The following is a 19338-nucleotide window of genomic DNA, read 5'->3' as shown; positions in this document are numbered from 1 at the left end:
GCTAGAGGATCTGGCGCATTCCGCACAGCGGCCTCCAGCGCATGTTCTCGCCCTTGCCCGCGACGCGCACCACGGTCTCGACGAAATGGTTGACCTCGACGTGGCGCGCCAGGTAGCGCGCGAGCACGGCACCGAACAGGAACACGCTGTGGCCGTGGAAGGCGTCCTTGTCGACCTCGAGCGTGACCTCCAGGCCGCGCCCGAAGGCGATCGGCCCCTTCATCGGCAGCCGGCGCGCCACCGCCTTGCTGCTGACCGACAGCAGCCCGCGCACCTGGCCCTGGCGCATCTCGTCGGCATGCGAGGCATAGAGCATCAGCGTCTCGCGCAGCGCGGCCGCGCCCTGCTGCGGCGAGCTGTCGGAGATCGACAGGTAGTTGAGCGCGAGGTGGTCGAGCACGCGCCAGCCCAGCCCCTGGCTCACCACCGGCGACACCGGCCGCGAGGGCCCGCGCACCATGCGCACGCGCTGCGCGGGGAAGGAGTCGACGCAGTCGAAGTCGTTGTCGCGGCCCATCGGCAGCAAGAGCGGCAGGTCGCGGTTGGTGCACAGCGCCGACACCGCGAGCTGGCGCAGGCTGGCCGCGTACGGCGCCTGCTGCGGATCGACGATCTGCATGTAGACCTCGGAGCCGATGTGGCTGCTGCGGTTGCCCTCGGTGCGCTGGCGCACCGACAGCATGCGCGGCTCGCGCGTGGTCGTGTAGTAGGCCGGGTGGCTGTGGCGCGTGCCGTGGAAGGCCGAATAGAAGGGCCGGAACAGCTGCTCGACCGCGGCCGCCGAGCCCGAGTCCGCGCCCGGCGCGCCATGGCCGACGACCTCGGTCACGGTGTGCACCTCGAAGTCCTGCGGCCGCGTGCGGTCGGGCACCAGGTGGAACTGGCTCACGCCCTCGCTGAGCGGCACGCGGTCGAGCCGCTTGTTGAACAGATTGACGATCGGCACGCAATGCAGCTGCACGTTCTCGGCCGTCACCAGCTTCTCGAGCGCCGCGTCGCCGCGCGAGAACAGCAGCACGATCTCGATCTGCGTCACCGGCATCGAGGGCAGCACCGACTGCAGGCCCGCGATCTTGAGGAACTGGAAGCGCTGCGGGAACGCGAAGTACTCCTGCAGCAGCCGGAAGCCCGAGAAGCCGGTGGCCGTGACCGGCAGCAGCGCCTCGTCGTCCTCGAAGCCGACCAGGCCGATGGCGCTCGGCGGCAGGCTGCGCGCCTCGCCCTGCAGCGCGCCGCCGGCGCCCAGCGGCCGCACCATCACGCCGATGGGCTGGCCCAGCGCGCATTCGTGCAGCTGCCAGGCCACGTCGTCGGCGCCGCCCAGGTGCAGCACCAGGTCGTCGAGCGCGATCTGGCTGAAGTTCAGGTCGGCGGTGGTGCGCAGCACCATGCGCAGGCCGCCGCGGATGGCGCGCGACTGCGGGTGCGTGGCCAGCGGCAGGTCGGGCGCGTAGCTGAAGTACTGGGCGCGCAGCAGCTCGAGCGGCCACAGCCGCATCGCGCTCGCGGTGCGGAACTCGCAGTAGGTGCTCTGACCCACCGCATGGCGCGCGCGCAGGCCGGCGCCGCGCGGCAGCGTCGGCCCCGCGGCGAGGTTGGCGTCGTCGGGGTCGTGCGCCATGCTGACCACCGCCATCGCGGGCGTGGGCGCGAGGAAGTGCGGATAGACGATGTCGAGCAGGTGGCCGGTGAAGCGCGGGTACTCGGCATCGAGCTTGAGGTTGACGCGCGCCGACAGGAAGGCGGTGGCCTCGATCAGGCGCTCGACATAAGGGTCGGCGACCTCCTGGCCTTCGATGCCGAGCCGGTTGGCGATCTTCGGGAAGGCGCGCGCGAACTCGGCCGAGCTCTCGCGGAAGTAGCGCAGTTCCTGCTCGTACAGGCTCAGCAGTCGGGGATCCATCGCGGCGCTACCTTCGGGTCATGGCTTCTGGGTCGCGTCCTCGATCTCGATGCGTCCTTCTTCCAGGTCGACCCGGCTGCGCATGAGGAACTCCAACGGCACGGGCTGCGCCCACAGCATGCCGCGGATCTGCAGGCCGACGCAGTTGTGCGAGTCCAGGGCGGAGCCTTCCATGACGAGTTCCACTTCGAGAGTGCGTGAGAGGATGCGAGGCTCGAACTGCAGGATCGCGTTCTTCAGAGCCTGTTCCATGCTGACACGCTGTATCGACGAGGTGAACTGGCCAGACAGCATAGGCAATCCGTAGTTGATGACGGAGCGCGCGGCGTTCGGGTACTGGCGGTCGTCCATGCCGAGGCCGTAGCTGGTGGCGTTGAAGAGCCAGCTCAGGTCGCGCAGCACGGCCGCGCGCAGCGCCTGCTTGGTGAGCGTGCGCTTGTCGTCGCCCTCGCGCTGCTCGTCGGGCGCGCTGTCGACGAGCCGGTCCAGCAGCGAGGGCTGCAGCCGCTCCTGCGCGGTGAGGTCAACCACCCGCGCCGCCTTCTTCGCTGCCTGCTGCGCCGCTCTCTTCTTCCTGCGCGACGGTCTCGAACACGATCTCGCGCACGTCCATCAGCGCGTACTCGCCGGCGTCGGTGCCGAACACGCGCTGGCCATGGCCGGCCCAGACCTCGGGCCGCAGCTCGCGCCACTCGGTGCGGCGCGCGAGCAGCAGCTGGCCGTCGGTGCAGCGCTCGGTGCCCTCGTAGCGCGTGGGGATCAGCGCCAGCGTCTCGCCGCCGTTCTCGAAGTCGAGGTGCGCGGGCATCCACACGCAGTCGCGCAGGTCCTCGGGCGGTTCGATCTTCACGCGCGCGAGCCGCGCATAGGGGATCCAGTAGTACTTGCCGTTGACGAAGGCCTCGAGCACCGGGCCCAGCCGCATGTCGGCGTCGGACAGCCATTCGAAGGGCACGCCGTCGATGCTGCCGGCGATGGCCGGCGCCGCCTCGAAGGCGCGCTGGCGCAGGTCTTCGGCCAGCTCGGCCTCACCGCGTCCCTGCCGCAGCAGCGACTCGATGAGCAGCGCCAGCCATTCGTCGGGCTGGCCGAAGATCATGGGCGTGCGCGTGCCGGCGAACACTTCGGCGCGCAGGCCTTCGCAGCGCACGGCCTCGCCGTACACCTGCTTCATCGGCACGGCGAGCGCATCGAGCTCGGCCGCGACCGTCAGCTGGTTGAGCGCGCGCTCCCACTGGCCCAGCACGCACAGCAACTGGGCCATGAAGACGCGCGGCTTGCTGTCGGCGGGCTTGGCGCGCACGTCGTCGCTGAGCGCCTTGAGGGCGGACACCGGATCGGCGGCCTTGAGGAATTCGGCGGCGGTGGTCATGGCTGGCTCCGTTTCACTGGGTGGCGGCGATGACCGCGGTGCGCACGGCGCCGCGGATGCCCGAGGCGAGCTGCGGCGCCGTCTTGACCTGCACGTTGCGGCTCTCGAACACGGTCACCTCGCGCGGCTGGCGCGGCTTGCCGCCGGTCACGATGGCCTGGCTCACGACGCGCGCGCCGGTCAGGATGACCTCGAAGAAGGGCTGCGACGGCAGGTGGTCGCCGCTGGCGCGGTAGACGAAGATCGAGACCTCGAGGTTGGCCTCCTGGCTGAACAGCAGGCTCGCGATCGAGGCGGTGGCGGCATCGACCTCGCGCACGATGACGAAGGGATGCACGCGCACCGAGCCCTTGGTCGAGCCGGGCGGCGACACCACCTCCATCTGATGGCAGTAGCCGCCGATGTCGATGAACTCGATGCCGCGTTCCGATTCGCCCTTGACCTTGGTGCCGCGGTTGTCGATCGACATCAGGAAGTCGTTGGCCGGTTCGCCGGCCATCAGGTCGAGCAGGCGCAGCAGCTCGTCGGGATCGAGGGCGCCTTCTGCAGAAAAGCTCATTGCAATCTCCTTGAAAAAATCATCGGGACGCGGCGTCCGCGCTACCCCAGGACAACATCGCCGCATAGAGGCGGCGCCGCGGCGGCTCCACCTGGCCGCGCACGCGCAGGTCGGCCAGCACCGGCTCGATGGCGGCGCCGAACAGCCGCGGCCCGCTCTGCGGCGCGGCCGGCGTGGCCAGCACGAACAGGCGCGCGCCCTCGGCCGAGAGCCAGGGCAGCTCGAAGCGCTTGGCGGCCGGCGCCTCGCGCGTGCCGCGCTCGAAGCGGTTGCTCTCGCCGGGGTCGGACGGGTACTCGGCGCGCGGTCGGCCCTGCGCATCGATGCCCGCCACCACCATGTCGACCGAATGGCCGCTGGTGTTGCGCACGTTGAGCGCCGCGCGCTCGCCGTCGCGCAGCGGCAGGAGGCCGGGCCCGCTGGTGCGCAACGGCCCGCTGCGCGCGAGCCGGTCGCCGTTCCAGATCTCGAGCACGGCCTCGAAGCCGTCGATCGGCATCTGCGCGCCCTCGCCGAGCGCGCAGAGCTGGCGCCACCACTTGAGCCGCGCCAGCGTCTCGAGCCGGCGCCGCACCGCGGCCTTGTCGCCCAGGCGCTCGCTGCCGGCACCGAGCGCCGGCGACTGCCATTCGATGCGCTGGCCGGCCGCGCCGAGGTCGCTCCAGCGCAGGTCGGCCGGCGCGCCCGCGCCCACCGCCACCACCGAGGCCGGGTAGTCGAGGCCGATGCCGGCCGGCAGCGGGCCGTCGCTGCGCACGCGCAGCGCGATCGCGGGCGGCGCGGTCAGCGGCGAGGCGCTCCACAGCACCGCGCCCGGCAACTCGCGCAGCGCGGCGGGCACCGCGAGGCTCGCACCGTCGAGGTCGACCTGCGATGCGCGCGCCTGCACGCTGCGCACGGTGCCGTCCTCGAGCGTGGCGTTGATGCGCAGTTCCTGCTGCGGCTGCAGGCCATCGGCCAGGCCGGCCTGCAGCACCAGGCTGTCGCCGCTGCGCTGCGCGCGCCACACCGGCAAGGTGGAGACGGCGCCGGCGCTGTTGGCGAACAGCGGCGCGTCGAGGTTGCCCTCGGCCACCGGCGAGGGCAGCTCGCGGGTCGGGAAGCGCTGCGCCAGTTCGTCGATCACCGGCGGATAGAGCGCGAGCACGCCGTCGAACAGCTCGCGCCAGGTGGCGGGCCGGCGTTCGAGCGCGCCGGCCACGGCCCAGGTCAGCAGGCCCTGAGGCCGCGCGTTGCGGCCCTGGCGCGGCAGCCGCAGCTCGGGCGTGATCTGGTGGCTCTCGGAAGCGAAGAAGGCGACGTAGCGCGCGCGCGCCACGCGCTCGGCCACGGGTGGCGCGGCCGGTGCGGCGAGCGGCACGGCCGCCGGCACGGCGCGCAGCTGGCCCGCGCGCAGGCCGCGCCAGCGCACCTCGTCGTCGGCCGGGCCTTCGGCGACGGCGGGCACGGCGGCAGCGGCATTGCGCGTCATCGAGGTGGCGGCGCAGGTGTCGAACACCGACCAGACGAACACGCCGCGCGCGAGGAAGGCCTGCACCCAGCCGTCGAAGTCGACGTCGCGCACGCCGCCCGCGAGCGCGCTGTCGACGCCGACGGCACCGCGCACGTCGCGCGCCAAGAAGTTCTCGGCCAGGCCGTCGGGTTCCTGGTAGCGCTTGGTGGCATCGCGCCAGCGCGTGCCGTGGCCCGAGAAATAGAGCAGCACGAAGTCGCCGCTGCGCGACTGCGCGAGCAGCCGCGACAGCGCCTCATGGATGGCCTGCGACTCGGGCAGCGCGGCACCGCTCACGCCGTCGGCCAGCGTGGTGATGTCGCCCGCGCCGAAGCCCTGGCGGAGCAGGGCGTCGCGCATCAGCGCCACGTCGTTGCGCGGCGCCTGCAGCCACAGCGACTGCGGCTGGTTGACGAGTTCGGACACGCCCACGAGCAGCGCGCGCTGGGTGGCGAAGGCGCGCGGGGCGAGGCAGGCGAGGGCGAGCAGCAGGAGCCAGGAGAACCAGGGCAGGGATTGGCATTGCCGCGCCACTGTCGAGCGCCGCGTGCCCCCACCCCAGCCCTCCCCCAGCGGGGGAGGGAGCCGGGCCGGCGGCCGCGCGCCATGGCTCATGGCCGCTCCGACGCCCGTCCGGCCGCTTCGACCAGCGGCGACGCGGCCAGCACCTGCAGGCTCTTCTCCACGTCGGGCACGCGCAGCCGCCATACGCCGTTGCTGCCGGGACCGCCGACCACGTCGGCCGAGATCGTCTGCAGCAGGCGGTCGGCCTCGTCCACGCGCACGCCGTCCTTCCAGCGCACCGTGAGGTCGGCCACCGCCGCGGCTGGTGCCGCGGGCACGGCGCGAAAGCGCACCTCGTCCTGCGCCTCGTGGCCACCAAACAGGCCGACGTTCTGCACCACCACGCACAGGGCCAGCACCGCGAACGCGGGCCGCATCCAGCCGTCGGCGCCGAGCCAGCGCCGCACGCTGCCCCACCAGCCGCCCTCGGGACCGGGCTGGGGCCGCGCGCGCGCGCGCGGCGGCCGGGCCGGGTGCGTTGCGCGCGGCGGGCAGCCAGGCCGCGCCGAGCTGCGCGGCGGCGTCGCGGTAGAGCGACTGGTATTCGGCGCGCGGATCCTTCGGGCCCAGCGGCGTGCCCGACAGCACCGCGAACACGCCGCCCACGGTGCGCAGCGCGATGCGGCCGGGCTCGGGCGCGATGGCCGGCGCCGCCTGCGCGGCCCACTCGTCGTGCACCGCGCGGATGGCGGCGAGCCGCGTGGCCGAGACCTCGCCGAGCACGCGCGCGGCCAGCTGCGGGCTGGGCTCGAGCGTCAGCACGTTCCAGGCCTGGATCAGGCCGAAGGCCGGCTCGAAGGGTTCGTCGTCGGGCTCGAGCAGCACGTCGAAGGCGCCGGCCCAGTCGGCCTCGCCGGCCGCCATCCAGCCCTGCCAGAGCTCGCCGTGGATGCAGCGGTCGAGCAGCACGCCGAGCAGCCGGCCCTCGTGCACCACGCTGACCAGCCGGCCCGGCGCCCAGCGCGCGCCGAAGCTGCGCTGCGCCACGGCCTCGCGGCGGCGCGCGAGTTCGGCCAGCGGCAGCAGCAGGTCGACCGGCGGCGGCGCGGCCGTTTCGGGCACCGCGACGCGCGCGCCGGGCATGGCGACGGTCGCGAGCCCGGGCGTCTCGGGCGCGAACGCCGAGGCGGCGCCGGGTCCGGTTTCGAAGGCGCTGCGGATCGCGCTGAGCGGTGGCCAGAGATGGGTGGTCATGGCGTCTGTTCCTGAATGGCTATGTCTTCAGGCATAAGACGCTTCAGCGCCCAGGATTTTGAAAACCTGCAGGATCGCCGCCATGTTGTCCGCCTGGATGGCGATGCCCAGCGTGCCCTGGATCCAGCCGCCGAGCCGGGTCTTGGCGTAGTCGGCGGTCAGGCCCTCGCGCTTGTGCACCAGGCCGAGCCGGCCCGCGCGGTAGTGGTAGGAGGCGATGGCATGGCGCGAGGCGATGCCCGACAGGCCGCCCTCGGCCTCCTTGCCGAAGCCCTCGCACAGCAGGATGCGCTCGGGCTCGGGCAGCTCGGCGATGAAGGCGCGCGCCGCCTGCTGCACCGCGAGGCTGCTGAGGCCGTGCTCGGCCAGGCAGCCCTCGAGGTCCTCGTCGGCGCCCAGTTCGTCCTCGAGCTGGGCCTCGGTGATCTGGTCGCCGATCGACAGCTTGCGCTTGAAGGCGGCCGAGCGCGTGCAGTCGATCAGGTAGCGGCGGAAGTACGCGCACAGCGCGAAGGCGGTCGAGGGCGCGCTGTGGCCCGCGCGCTCCTCGGCCTCGTCGGGATCGGCATCGAGCCGCAGCACCTTGACGTAGATGAACTGCGCCACCAGCTCCTGGCGCCCTTCGCCGAGCACCTGCAGCTCGGGCGGATTGCAGGCCACCAGCGCATCGCCCACGATGCGGTACATGCGGCCCATGTCGTTCGACGTCAGCGTCTGGCGCCGGCGCCACAGGCGCACAAGTTCTCCGCTTTCCTCGGACGACAGCGTTTCCTGCATGGATTCAACGGCCGGAGCCGGGCCTCGTGGCGGCATTCACGCTGTCGTCTCCTCAGTCGTCCTCGCAGACGCCCTCGGTCGGCACCAGGCATTGCGCGAGGCCGGCGCCCACCGGTCCGCCGCGCGTGCGGATCGCCGAGGACACGGCGGCGCTCGCCACCGCCAGGCCGCGCGGCAGCAGGATCCAGAGCTGGCCGCGCTCCTTCATGCGGCGCGCGTTGGTCGCGGCCTGCTGGCCGTTGCCGAAGAAATAGTCGGCCCGCACCGCGCCGCGGATCGCGCCGCCGGTGTCCTGGGCGATGGTCAGGCGCTGCATCGGCGCGCCGCTGCCGGGCGTGCGCGTCGAGACGAACACCGGATAGCCCAGCGGCGTGCTGCGCGGATCGACCGCGATCGAGCGGCCGGCCGACAGCGGCACGCCGAAGGCGCCCACCGGACCGCCGGGCGTGGCCGCTTCCTTGAAGAACACGTAGCTCGGGTCCTTGATGCCGGTGCCGGCCACCGGGCCGGCCGCGCGCCGCCCGGGCACCACCACCGCGCCGCTTGCGGCGGGCCGCGCCAGCGTGAAGCCGCGCGTGCGGATGGTGGTCGAGACGTTGCCCGAATCGTCGTCGTCGCCGTCGTCGAGGTCGAGCTCGATCGACGAGCCGCGCACCTTGACCGGGCTGCGCGGCTTGCCGTTGGCGGCCTGCGCCAGCGTGGGCCGGAACGGCTGGCCGTTCTGCTCGGCGTAGGCGACGCGGATCATCTCGCCGCTGGCCAGGCGGATGCGGCCCGAGCCCTGGATCTGCATCTCGTAGAGCGCGGTGGCGCTCGAGACGAAGGCCAGCACCTTGGCGTTCGGCGCGCCCTTGGTCTCGATCTCCTCGCGGGTGTAGTACGGCAGCAGCTGCTTGCCCTCGATGCGCAGGCGCACCTTGCGGTCGAGCGTGTCGCGCACGATGCCCGAGAGGTCGAGCGCGTAGAGGCCGGGCGCGCCCATGTCGCGCGTGCTCAGGCCGGTCTGCACCACCACGTTGCGGCCCTGCACGCGCGCGGCCACGGTGCCGTCGCCCGCGGGCAGCTTGCGCGCGTCGGCGAACAGCATGTCCTCGGGCTGGCCGTATACCGGGTAGATGAAGGGCGGCGCATAGCTGCGGCTGCCCTGGATCTCGGGCTCGAAGTAGCCGGTGACCACGCCGTCGGGGCGCCGGTCGTCGTCGCGGATCTGGTAGACGGAGAACTCGGTCTCGAAGAAGTTGCGGATCGAGGGATTGCTCTTGCCGTCGACCTTGACCGCGCGGTCGCAGACCGACTTCCATTCGGTGCCGCGGCCGTTGAGCACCTTGCAGCTGCCGAGGAAGGCGGGCCAGCTCTCGGCGAAGTCGTCGCGGGTCCAGCCCGGCACCGCGTCGAAGCCGACCGCGGTGTAGGTCGCGAGCTGGGTCGAGAAGGTGCGTGCCTGCCCGGCCACGCTGCCGCTCGAGGGCGGGCGTGGCGCCGGCGCGGGCGCGGGTGCCGCGGCGGCCGTGTCGGTGCTGGGGGCGGGGGCCGGGGCGGCGGCGGGCGGCGGCACGGCGCAGCCCGCGAGGAAGGCGCAGGCGGCGGTCACGGCGGTCGCGGCAGCCACGGCGGCCCGGTGCGGGGCCGGCGCGGGCGTCGGCGCGAGGGCCGGCAGGTGCTTGTTCATGGTGAAGATCTCCTTCGTGGAAAGGTGGCCCGTCGGGTCACGCTCTACAGACGATTACTTCTCGACGATTTTGAAATTGGCGACGCCATAGACGTCGTCGCAGGGGGTGCCGGGCGCGCACACCGGCTTGCCGAGCAGCGGCGAGGGCCCGCTGCCACGGGTGGCTTCGAGGGCCGCGAGCACCGGCAGCGGGAACTGCGGGAACACGCCCTCGTTCTGCACGCCCGAGGCGCTGAAGTCGCGCTCGTGCTCGCTGACGAGCACCGCGAACTGGTTGGTCCCGGCGGGCCCACCGGCCTCCATCGGCCACGAGGCACGCGGCAGCGCGAGGGGGCTGCCGGCGGTGATCTTGTTGTATTTGTCGAGCAGGTTCGGGAACAGCAGGAACATCTCGCCGCCGCTGGACAGCAGGAACACGTAGACGAAGCCGTCGCGCTTGCTGCGCACCTCGAAGGCCAGCTTGTCCTTGCCGATCGTCACCTCGGGCTTCTTCGCCGAGGCCGTGACATCGAAGCCGGCCGCGGCGCCGCCGGCCAGCGACTGCAGCGATTCGAGCGCCGTGCGCGGTGCCGGCGGCGGCGCGGGCGGCGGCGGTGGCGGGGGCGGCGGTGTCTGCGCGACCTGCTGCGTGTCGCCGCCCGATGGCGGCGGCGCGCTCGCGGTCGTCGGCGGCGTGTCGCCGGTGCCGCGCCCCTGGAACCACCACCAGCCGCCGCCGGCCACGGCCGCGAGCAGCGCCACCGAGACCAGCGCCACGGCCGTCTTGTTGCCGCCAGAACGCGCACCGGCCGACGGTGCCGGCGCGGGCGGCAGCACCACGGTCTTGCCGCCACCGCCGCTGCGGCTGTTCGGCCCCGGCGCCGCCGAGGTGCCGCGCGCATGCTGCGAGGGATGCGCGGGCGGCGCGATGCTCTGGCTGGTCTCGAGCCCGAGCGCCGCGCGCAGCTCGGCCATCGATTGCGGCCGCGCCTCGGGCCGCACGCCGAGCCCGGCGTCGATCGCCGCGAGCAGCTGCGGGCTGTAGCGCTGGCGCAGGATCTCGTTGCCCGCGAGCGGCACGTAGCTGTCGGACAGGAGGCGCGCCACCGACGGCGGCGGCGCGCGGCCGCACACGGCCACGTGCATCACGGCCGCGAGCGCGTAGACGTCGGTCCAGGCGCCCTGCGACATGTCGGGCATCTCGGCGTACTGTTCGATCGGCGCGTAGCCCGGCTTGAGGATCACCGTGATCGCCTGCGTCTTGTCGGTGATCACGCGCCGTGCCGCGCCGAAGTCGAGCACCACCGGCCGGCCCGAGCCTTCGAGCAGGATGATGTTGTCGGGCGCGATGTCGCGGTGGTAGCAGTTGGCGCCGTGCATCACGCCGAGCGCCTGCGTGACGCCGTCCATGATGCGGATGAGCCAGGCCTCGTCGACGCCCGCGGGGATCGACACCAGCGCCTGGCGCAGGGTGTCGCCGCGGTAGAAGGGCATCACCATGTAGGTGGTGCCGCGTTCCTGCCAGAAGCGGTAGACCTTGAGCAGCGAGGGGTGGTCGAACTGGGCGAGCAGGCGGGCTTCGTTGATGAAGCTGCGCATGCCGAGGTCGAAGGTTTCGCGATGGCGTTCCGACAAGGGGACGACGCTGCCGTCGCCCTGGCGGGTGGAGAGGGAGGACGGGAGGTATTCCTTGATCGCTACGACGCGTTCGAGGGTGTGGTCCCAGGCTTCGTAGACGACGCCGAAGCCGCCCTGGCCGATGACCCGGGTGATTTCGAATTCTGCGAGGCGGCTGCCTACGGGGAGGAGGCCGGCTTCGTGCGTTCCTGCTTGTGACGGGCCTGTGGTGGGGTTCGTCGGGGGGTTCGTGGGGGCGAACAGCGGGCTGTTGGTGCGCGTGGGTTGGCCGGATGTGATGACTGTGGCGCTGTCGTCCAGGGGCGTGGTTCGGGGGACGACTCTGGTGCGGTCGTCGCTGCCTTCGGGCTTGATTTCCTCGGTCATGGGATGGGGGCCTCGAGGTGGCTTGCTCCCTGCGGGAGGCTGTTGGCCGGGTCTCGCCCCGGCGGGCGACTCACTTTTCTTGTCTCGCCAAGAAAAGTAAGCAAAAGAAGGCGACCCCACTGTCTGCGACCCCTCCGCTGCGCTACGGGGCAACCTGCGGTGCTCGCGTTTCGCGGGGTCTCGCAGAACTCGCTTCGCTCAAACAGCTGCGAGCCCTGATCCGCGAAACGCTGCGCTCCTCGGCGCAGCCAGAGGGGGGCGCTCGGGCCTTTGCTTCGCTCGGCCTTGGAATGCGGCTCGGGCCATCGCTTCGCTCGGCTTCTTGTTCCCTCTCCCTCTGGGAGAGGGTTAGGGTGAGGGCACCGGGCCTCACCGATGTTGCGACGGTATCCACCGCCCAGTGCCCTCACCCCAGCCCTCTCCCAGAGGGAGAGGGAGCAAGACCAATGCCGAGCGAAGCGAAGGCCCGAGTGGATGTCGTGTGGCCGAGCGCAGCGATGGCCCGAGTCACTCCCCTCTGGCTGTGCCGAGGAGCGCAGGCGTAGGCGGGATAAGGGCCGCAGCTGTCTGAGCGGAACGCAGTGCAGCGAGTTCTGCGGACCCCCGCCGTAGCCGAGCACCGCAGGTTGCCCGCAGCGAAGCGGAGGGACACAGACAGTGGGGTCGCCTTTTCTTTGGTTACTTTCTTTTGGCGAAGCAAAAGAAAGTGACTCGCCCGCCGGGGCGAATTCCCGGCCGACACCCTCAAAAAAACAATCAGAGGAAGACAAAGCTCACTCCCCTCCCCCAAGAAACAGCGCCTCGAACTGCAAATCCATTGGCAGCCCAACGCAAACCATCCGCAGCCCGCTTTCAACAGAAGGATCCCCAATCCACAAAGAGGCCCCTTCCAAAGGCAAAGCCAACGCACCTTCAGAAGACGAAGCCTCAGACCCAGCAGCACCACCAAACAACCGAGCCAAAGCAGCATCAAACCGCGCCGCATCCAGATCCAGCTCCAGCCCTTCCAGAGCAGCCTGAGTAGCCACCCCCCACCACCGCAAGGCAGCCACCAACGCAGCCCCCTCGAGCCCAGAGAGCAGCGGGTCTTCCAACTCCACAGCCACGGTGAACGGAAAGTACCGCCCCACCCCATCGACCGAAGGCATCAACACCCCGATCCACCCCCGCTCCCCCGCCACCCGAGGCCCGAGCACGAAGCACCACACCGGCGCCTCGAGGTAATGCGAAGTCCAGTCCGCATGCCGATCCCGCAGCCGCGCGAGCCCCTGCTGCAGCCACGCATCCCACACCCCCCGAAACGATTCGGGCAGCCGGCGATGCGCGAAGTCCCCCATCCCCGGCAACTTGCCGAACCATCCCGGCAATTGCGTGGAAGCGAACAACGGGGACGAGGCCAGGTTCACAAGCCCTCCGGGCACGAGAACTCGCGCAGTTCCTTCAACCGGATCGGGTGCTGCACGCTGTTGGTCGTCACCTCGAAGCGGGTGCGCCGGTTGCCGACCTGGAAGGTGATGAAGAACTTCTCGGGCGCGTCGCCGGCCTCGAGCTGGCCGTCGTCGAGCGTGCGGAACAGCGCCCACGGCCCATCGACCGCCGAACCCGAGCTGCCCGTGGCCGAAGGCGGGCTGACCTGCACGCGCACCTGGTTGCTGCCCTTCGGGCCGGGCCACTGCACCGCCATCGGCACCACGGGGCCGTGCGCGTACTTCACGAGCTGGCCGTCGACGTCGAGGATGAACTGCGTGATGCTCGCGTCCATCTCCACCGGCTTGAAGTCGAGCCGCATCGACGGACCGCGCCCGCCGCCGCGGAAGAAGATCTCCTTGATGCGCGCCGCGCGCTCGAACTGCGCCAGCGCCTGCGTGGTGATGGCGCCGCGCTCGGCCACGGGCTTGTAGCGCCACGGCCGCGTGCTGGTGTCGACCAGCGCGGCCAGCCGCTTCTGGAAGAAGTCGTCCATCAGGCCGCCGGCGCCGAACATCTGGCCGAAGTCCTCGGGCAGCACGTCGCGCTTGCTGTTCTGCACGAAGGGATAGCGGCCCGCGATGGCGCGCGCGCAGAACTCGGCCACGGGGCGCAGGTCCTGGCTCAGGTTGCCGCGCTCGGCCACCTGCGCCTGCGTGGCGCCGGTCTGGCTCAGGTTCTCGATCATGCTGCGCACCGGCTCGGGCAGGCGGCCGGCATCGGACTTGAGCTTGCCGGCCACGTCGCCGGGCGGCGGCGAGGTGCGGCCCTTGACCGCGGTGTCGACGGCGTTGAGGTAGACGTAGACCTCGTTGAACAGCTTGAGCGCGTCGTCGATCGGCGCCGGCTGGTTCGGGCCGCCGGCGGTGACGAGGCGACGCAGCGATTCGAAGCGGTCGTCGACGATGCTCTCGATGCGCTTGCCGGGCGCGACCTGGCGGCCGGGGTCGCCGCCAAACAGGTCCTCCAGGCCCTTGCGCGTGTTGCGCACGGTCTCCGAGGCCTTGCTCACCACGTCCTTGTTGGCGTCGGCGGCGGGAATCAGCGTGGTCTGCTTGACCACGGCGCGCAGGAAGTTCGCGAGCGGCGAATCCACGCCCGAGAGGATGCGCGCGGTCTCGATGTTCTTGTCGAGGCCGGTGACGCGGATCAGCCGCACGTCGGCCAGCAGCGCTTCCCACTGCTTGACGTACTCGGCCAGGTAGAGCCGGCGCACGCGGTCGGTGAGCTCGCCGAGCGCGGCCGCGTCGCGCAGCCGGTCGGCGGTGCTGCGGTCCTGGCCCAGCACCCACGGGTCCTCCTGCGCGAGCAGGCCGGTCAGCACCACCACCTCGTTCTGGAAGCGCTTGTGGTAGCCGTCGTAGGTGAACATGCCCGGTACGCCCTCGGTCAGCGGCTTGCCGCTGATGCGCTCGAACACCAGCGGGCCCGAGGGGCCGGTGGCCTGCGCGACGCTGAAGGCCGGGATGTCGCGCGAGGCACGCTGGCGCTTCAGGCGGCTGAACACGCGCTGCTCGAGCGGATAGCTCGCGAGCACGGCGCGCACGCTGCGCACCAGGTTCTCGTCCACCTTGAGCGGCGAGCGCGGCGGGCCCTGCGCGATCAGCACGTCGAGCTGGTCCTCGAGCTGCTTGCGCTGGTCCTCGGGAATGCCGCGGTCGAGGCTGCGCGACCAGTCGAGCGTGATCCAGGCCTTGAGCGCCTCGGGATCGAAGTGCTCGGGCTGGTAGAGCATCAGGTAGCTCTTGAGCGCCTCGTAGGTGTACTCGAGGTTGTCCTTCTGCGCGGTGCGCAGCTGGTCCTCGAGCCGCTTGGCGATCTGCGGCAGGAAGGCCTCGTTGAGCGCGCGCTGGTGCACCAGCATGGCGGCGGCATCGAGCTTGTCGCCCTGGTAGAGGCCCAGGGTCATGGCCAGCGGCTCGTCGCCCAGGCGGTTCTCGGGCGTGCGCCAGATGTCGCGCAGGTTCTGCAGCACCGGCGCCACCTCGACCAGGTTCTGCACGCGCGCCGGCAGCGCGGCCAGGTTCTGCCTGGCCGGATCGACGCGCGCCTCGACCGACTTCAGGTAGTCCATGTTGCGCAGCGTGCTGTAGCCCCAGGCCGCGAGCAGGCCCACCGTGAGCAGCGTCATCGCGGCCACGGCCGCGAAGCGCAGCGTGTGGCGACGGCGCTCGAGCTTGACGTCGGCGCCGGCCAGGCGCTGCTCGGGGAACACCACCTCGCGCAGCAGCGTGGTGAGGAAGTAGCTGCGCCCGCTCGACTTCTGCGGCGCGAGCATCGCGCGCTCGATGCCGAAGCTGCGCGCCAGGCTGCCCATCACGCGGTCGATCGGGCTGCCTTCCTGCGTGCCGCTGGTGAAGTACACGCCGCGCACCCACGGCGGCTGGGTGAAGCGCGAGCCGGTGAAGACCTGGTCGAGCAGGTCCGACAGCAGCGGGCCGATGGAGCCGAACTGCGCCGGGAAGCCGAAGATCGCGGCGCGCCGCGTGCCGTCGGTCTCGCGCTGCATGCGCGCGATCAGGCCGTCGTTGACGCGGTGGTGCAGCAACGCGAACTCGCGCTGGAAGGCCAGCGACAGGCCCTTCTCGTCGACCTGCTGGTTCTCCTCGGGCGGCAGCGTGAAGCCGAACACCTGCGCGCGCTGCTCCTTGCCGAGGTCGTCGAAGTAGTCGGTGAAGCCGTACAGCAGGTCGCTCTTGGTGACCAGCACGTAGACCGGCAGCCGCGTCGTGAGCTTGCCGTCGAGCTCGAGCAGGCGCGCGCGGATCGAGGCCGCGAGCTGCGAGCGCGCCTCGGGGCCCTGGCTCAGCAGGTCGCCGACGCTGACGGTGAGGAACACGCCGTTGAGCGGCCGGCGCGGGCGCACCTTCTTGAGCAGGCCGAGGAAGCCTTCCCACGCGCTCTTGTCCTCCGACTGGTGGCTGTCCTGCGTGGTGTAGCGGCCCGCGGTGTCGATCAGCACGGCCTCGTCGGTGAACCACCAGTCGCAGTTGCGCGTGCCGCCCACGCCGCGGATGGCGCCGGGGCCGAACTTCTCGGCCAGCGGGAACGACAGGCCCGAGTTGACCAGCGCGGTGGTCTTGCCAGCGCCCGGCGCGCCGATGAACACGTACCAGGGCAGGTCGTAGAGATAGCTGCCGCCCGAGATCGAGAGCCAGTCGCGCCAGCCGGGCTTCTTGCCGGCGGCGTGCAGCTTCATCTGCTTGAGCGTGGCCACCGCCTCGTTGAAGCGGGTGTCGAGGATCTGCTGCTCGCCGGCCACCGGCGTGCCGGACTTGGCCGCGGGCGCCTTCATCAGGCCGTCGGTCAGGTGCTGGCTGGCGCGGCGCGCGCGCCAGCGGCGGTAGATGGCGCGCAGCAGCACCACCAGCACGATCACGCCGATGACGATGGCGCGCGTGGTCTCGCTCTCGAGCGGCGCCAGCGCGCCGATCTTCACCAGCGGGCCGATCCACCAGATCAGCAGCGCGACGACGATCAGCGCGAGCAGCGTCAGCAGCAGCGGGCTGAACAGGAAGCCGAGGATTTTCTTGATCATTTGGTCGCTCCCGTGGCGGGCGACGGCGTGGCGGGCGCGGCGGCGGCAGCGGGTGGTGCCGACGCCAGGCGCTCGGGCTCGGTCAGCAGCACCACCTCGACGCGGCGGTTGCGCGCGCGGTTGGCGGGGGTGTCGTTGGGCGCGACCGGCTCGGCATCGGCCTTGCCGTCGGAACGCATGCGCGCCGGATCGACCAGCGTCGACAGCGCGCCCTTGACCGCGTCGGCGCGCGCGGCCGACAGGTGCCAGTTCGACGGATAGCGCAGCGAGCGGATCGGCTGGTTGTCGGAGTGGCCGGTGATCAGCACCTCGCCCTTGACCTCGGCCAGCGCCTGGCCGATGCGGCGCAGCACCGGCAGCGACTGCGCCATCGGGTCGGCGCTGCCCGAGCCGAAGAAGGAGTCGCCGCGCAGGCGCACCACGCTGCGGTCGGCCTCGTCGGTCACGGTGACCAGGCCCTGCTTGACCTCGGGCTCGAGGAAGCGCGCGAGCCGCGGCGTCTTGGCCGGCGCGGCCGGCGGCGCGATCTGGATGTTGGGCACGCGCAGGCTCGACAGCGCCGAGTAGGTGGTGTCGGAGCGGTAGTTGAGCGTGAGCCGCAGGCCGAACCAGGCCAGCGCGAGCAGCAGCGCGAAGCCGGCCGCGAACACCCACAGCGGCAGCGACTCGCGCAGCCGCACCGTGCCCGCGCCCTGCCCGCGCCAGTGCGGCGAGAGCTCGGGCTCGACCGCGGGGCGGTCCTTGGCGATCAGGTCGGCCAGCCGCTGGCGCACCGAGTCGAGCTGCGCGCGGCCGTTGTCGACCACGCGGTAGCGGCCCTCGAAGCCGAGCGCCAGCACGCTGTAGATCAGCTCGAGCAGCTGGCGGTGCGTGGGCACGTCCTGCGCGAGCTTGGCCAGCAGCTGGAACACCTTCTCGCCGCCCCAGGTCTCGTTGTGGAACTGCACCAGCAGGCTCTGCTTGTTCCAGCCGGCCTGCACGCCCCAGGGCGTGTTGGCCACCGCCTCGTCGAGCGCGGTGCACAGCACGTAGCGCGCGGCCAGCACCGATTCGTTGCCGACGCCCGCGCGGCGCGCATTCTGGTCGAACTGGTTGACGGCCTCGGCGGTGGAGGCGCGCAGCGCCGGCACGTTGGGCGGCTGCACCAGGTTGCGCAGCTTGCCGATCAGCACCAGCAGCTTGCCGGCCGCCGACACCAGCGGATTGAGCAGGCCGAGCTCGCCGAGGTCGGCGGCCGGCGTGGGATCGGTGGCGGGAAAGAAAGGCGCGGGCGCGGCCGAGGCCGCCGGCGCGTTGGCCGGCGTGCGCGGCTTGGGCTTGATGACCGTGCGCTCGGACTCGAAGGCGGCGAAGGGGTCGGGTGTGGTCATGGTGTGTCCGTCCTTTGCCGGTGGCTAGCCACGGATCGCCCAGAACGCGAGGTCGAGGCCCGGGAAGTCGCCCGCGATGTGCATCGCGACGCCGCCCGACTGCTCGAGCTGGCGCCAGAGGTCGCTGTTGCGGGTCTCGAGTTCGAAGTAGTTCGCGCCCGAATGGAACGGGATCTGGCGCGGCGCCACCGGCATCGGCGTCAGCGTGACGCCCGGCAGCGCGAGGTTGACGAGGTCGCGGATGCGCTCGACCGGGCCGATCTTGACCTGCGTCGGGAAGCGCGCGCGCAGCGCCTCGCTGGGCATGTGGGCGTTGACCGCGAGCACGAACACCGCGTTGCGCTGCAGCTCGACGTCGCTGATCACCGCCACGCGCACGCCGTGCTTGCGGTCGTGCAGGTCGATGCGGATCGCCGACTGCTCGAGCACCATCGACAGGCTGCGGCGCAGGTCGTCCATCAGCGGCCGGAAGCTCATCGCGAGGTCGTCGTGGATGTAGGGACCGAAGCGCGCCACGCGGCGTGAGTCGCGGAAGCTCGCGAGGTCGCCGGCCAGGCCCAGCGCCTGCTCGAAGAAGCGCTGCGGATGCAGCATCGCGCTCCTGGCGAGGTGCGCGAACACCGCCTCGTTGCGGTTCACGGTCTGCAGCAGCATGAAGTCGGCGATCTCGGCCACGCCGCCGGTGCCGCCCTGCGTCATGCGCCCGGCCAGCGCCTCGCCGCGCTGGCGCAGCAGGCCCAGCAGCTCGTCGAGCCAGGCGCGTATCACCGCATGGCCGGCCACGTCGAGCAGCGGCGGCAGCATCGCGCGCTCGAGCTGCACCTGGTTGTCGACGCGGCGCTCGACCACGCGCGCCACGCCCAGCGTGGTCCAGGCGTCGGTGGCCTCGCTGGCGCGCATCAGGCGCGTGTGGAGCTGGCCCAGCTGCAGCATCGCGGTGCGCTCGCCGGCGGTGTTGGAGTCGGGCACGTCGGACTCGAGCACGCGGTGGCGCACCAGTTCCTCGTATTCCTCGGCATCGGCCTCGCGCGCCCCGGCGCGGCGCAGCGGCAGCGCCAGCACCACGGCTTCGTCGCGCATCGCCTGCGGGATGTCGATCGGTTCGGGCAGCGGATCGACCGCCGGCATGTCGAACACCGTGCCGTCGCCGAACACGCCCACCGCGCGCACCAGCGCCAGCTTGCCCAGCGTCAGCGCGGCCTGGTCGATCTCCAGTTCGGCGAAGCCCCAGGCATAGGGCGTGGTGGAGCGCAGCAGCACGTGCCGCGCGTGATCGGCATGTCGTTCGCTCTGCTGCAGGTGCTGGGGCTGCAGCAGCATCCCCTCGCTCCAGACCACTTTTGTTCGCCAACTCATCCGCTCGCACTCCGTCAACGGCAAGGGCTGCCTGTAAGAAGCGGTGAGTTTCCGGCGCGCGAAGTCGTGGGCAAATCCGCCTTAAGGCCTAGCT

The 19338-nt window shown here is 71.5% G+C and carries 12 protein-coding genes and 1 pseudogene; all 13 read right to left on the bottom strand.

The window, feature by feature from the left end:
• Position 1: 1 nt before the first annotated feature.
• Positions 2–1903, bottom strand: coding sequence for a type VI secretion system baseplate subunit TssF (gene tssF / locus INQ48_03925; protein QRF58421.1), 1902 nt, complete (start codon positions 1901–1903; stop codon positions 2–4).
• A gap of 18 nt (positions 1904–1921) precedes the next feature.
• Positions 1922–2434 carry a type VI secretion system baseplate subunit TssE gene (gene tssE, locus INQ48_03920; protein QRF58420.1) on the bottom strand — a complete coding sequence of 171 codons (513 nt, stop codon included), beginning with the start codon at positions 2432–2434 and terminating at the stop codon, positions 1922–1924.
• A complete protein-coding gene (locus tag INQ48_03915; protein QRF58419.1) occupies positions 2427–3275 on the bottom strand; it encodes a virulence protein SciE type in 849 nt (282 codons plus the stop codon). The genes tssE and INQ48_03915 overlap by 8 nt, the downstream gene beginning before the upstream one ends.
• Before the next feature lie 13 nt (positions 3276–3288).
• A complete protein-coding gene (locus tag INQ48_03910) occupies positions 3289–3834 on the bottom strand; it encodes a type VI secretion system tube protein Hcp (protein QRF58418.1) in 546 nt (181 codons plus the stop codon).
• A 19-nt stretch (positions 3835–3853) separates the two neighbouring features.
• On the bottom strand, positions 3854–6034 hold the full coding sequence (locus INQ48_03905) for a caspase family protein (protein ID QRF58417.1): 2181 nt from the start codon (positions 6032–6034) through the stop codon (positions 3854–3856).
• A pseudogene (locus INQ48_03900) lies at positions 5938–7084 on the bottom strand (hypothetical protein). Before INQ48_03900 ends, INQ48_03905 begins: the two are co-directional and overlap by 97 nt.
• A gap of 27 nt (positions 7085–7111) precedes the next feature.
• Positions 7112–7861 carry a hypothetical protein gene (locus tag INQ48_03895; protein QRF58416.1) on the bottom strand — a complete coding sequence of 250 codons (750 nt, stop codon included), beginning with the start codon at positions 7859–7861 and terminating at the stop codon, positions 7112–7114.
• A gap of 52 nt (positions 7862–7913) precedes the next feature.
• A complete protein-coding gene (locus INQ48_03890) occupies positions 7914–9530 on the bottom strand; it encodes an MltA domain-containing protein (protein QRF58415.1) in 1617 nt (538 codons plus the stop codon).
• 54 nt (positions 9531–9584) lie between these two features.
• Entirely contained in the window at positions 9585–11513 is a 1929-nt protein-coding gene (locus INQ48_03885; GenBank protein ID QRF58414.1) for a protein kinase, read from the bottom strand.
• A 773-nt stretch (positions 11514–12286) separates the two neighbouring features.
• On the bottom strand, positions 12287–12913 hold the full coding sequence (gene tagF / locus INQ48_03880) for a type VI secretion system-associated protein TagF (GenBank protein QRF60599.1): 627 nt from the start codon (positions 12911–12913) through the stop codon (positions 12287–12289).
• Between the two features lie 2 nt (positions 12914–12915).
• Positions 12916–16518: a type VI secretion system membrane subunit TssM gene (tssM, locus tag INQ48_03875; GenBank protein ID QRF58413.1), complete on the bottom strand. Its 3603-nt coding sequence runs from the start codon at positions 16516–16518 to the stop codon at positions 12916–12918.
• On the bottom strand, positions 16515–17888 hold the full coding sequence (locus INQ48_03870) for a DotU family type VI secretion system protein (GenBank protein QRF58412.1): 1374 nt from the start codon (positions 17886–17888) through the stop codon (positions 16515–16517). Before INQ48_03870 ends, tssM begins: the two co-directional genes overlap by 4 nt.
• A gap of 24 nt (positions 17889–17912) precedes the next feature.
• Positions 17913–19244, bottom strand: coding sequence for a type VI secretion system baseplate subunit TssK (gene tssK / locus INQ48_03865; protein QRF58411.1), 1332 nt, complete (start codon positions 19242–19244; stop codon positions 17913–17915).
• Positions 19245–19338 lie beyond the last annotated feature (94 nt).

Origin of the sequence: Variovorax paradoxus (assembly GCA_016806145.1) — a bacterium.
Taxonomy (GTDB): domain Bacteria; phylum Pseudomonadota; class Gammaproteobacteria; order Burkholderiales; family Burkholderiaceae_C; genus Variovorax.
Note: the sequence above shows the minus strand (reverse complement) of the source record. Positions and strands in the feature narration are given on the sequence as shown.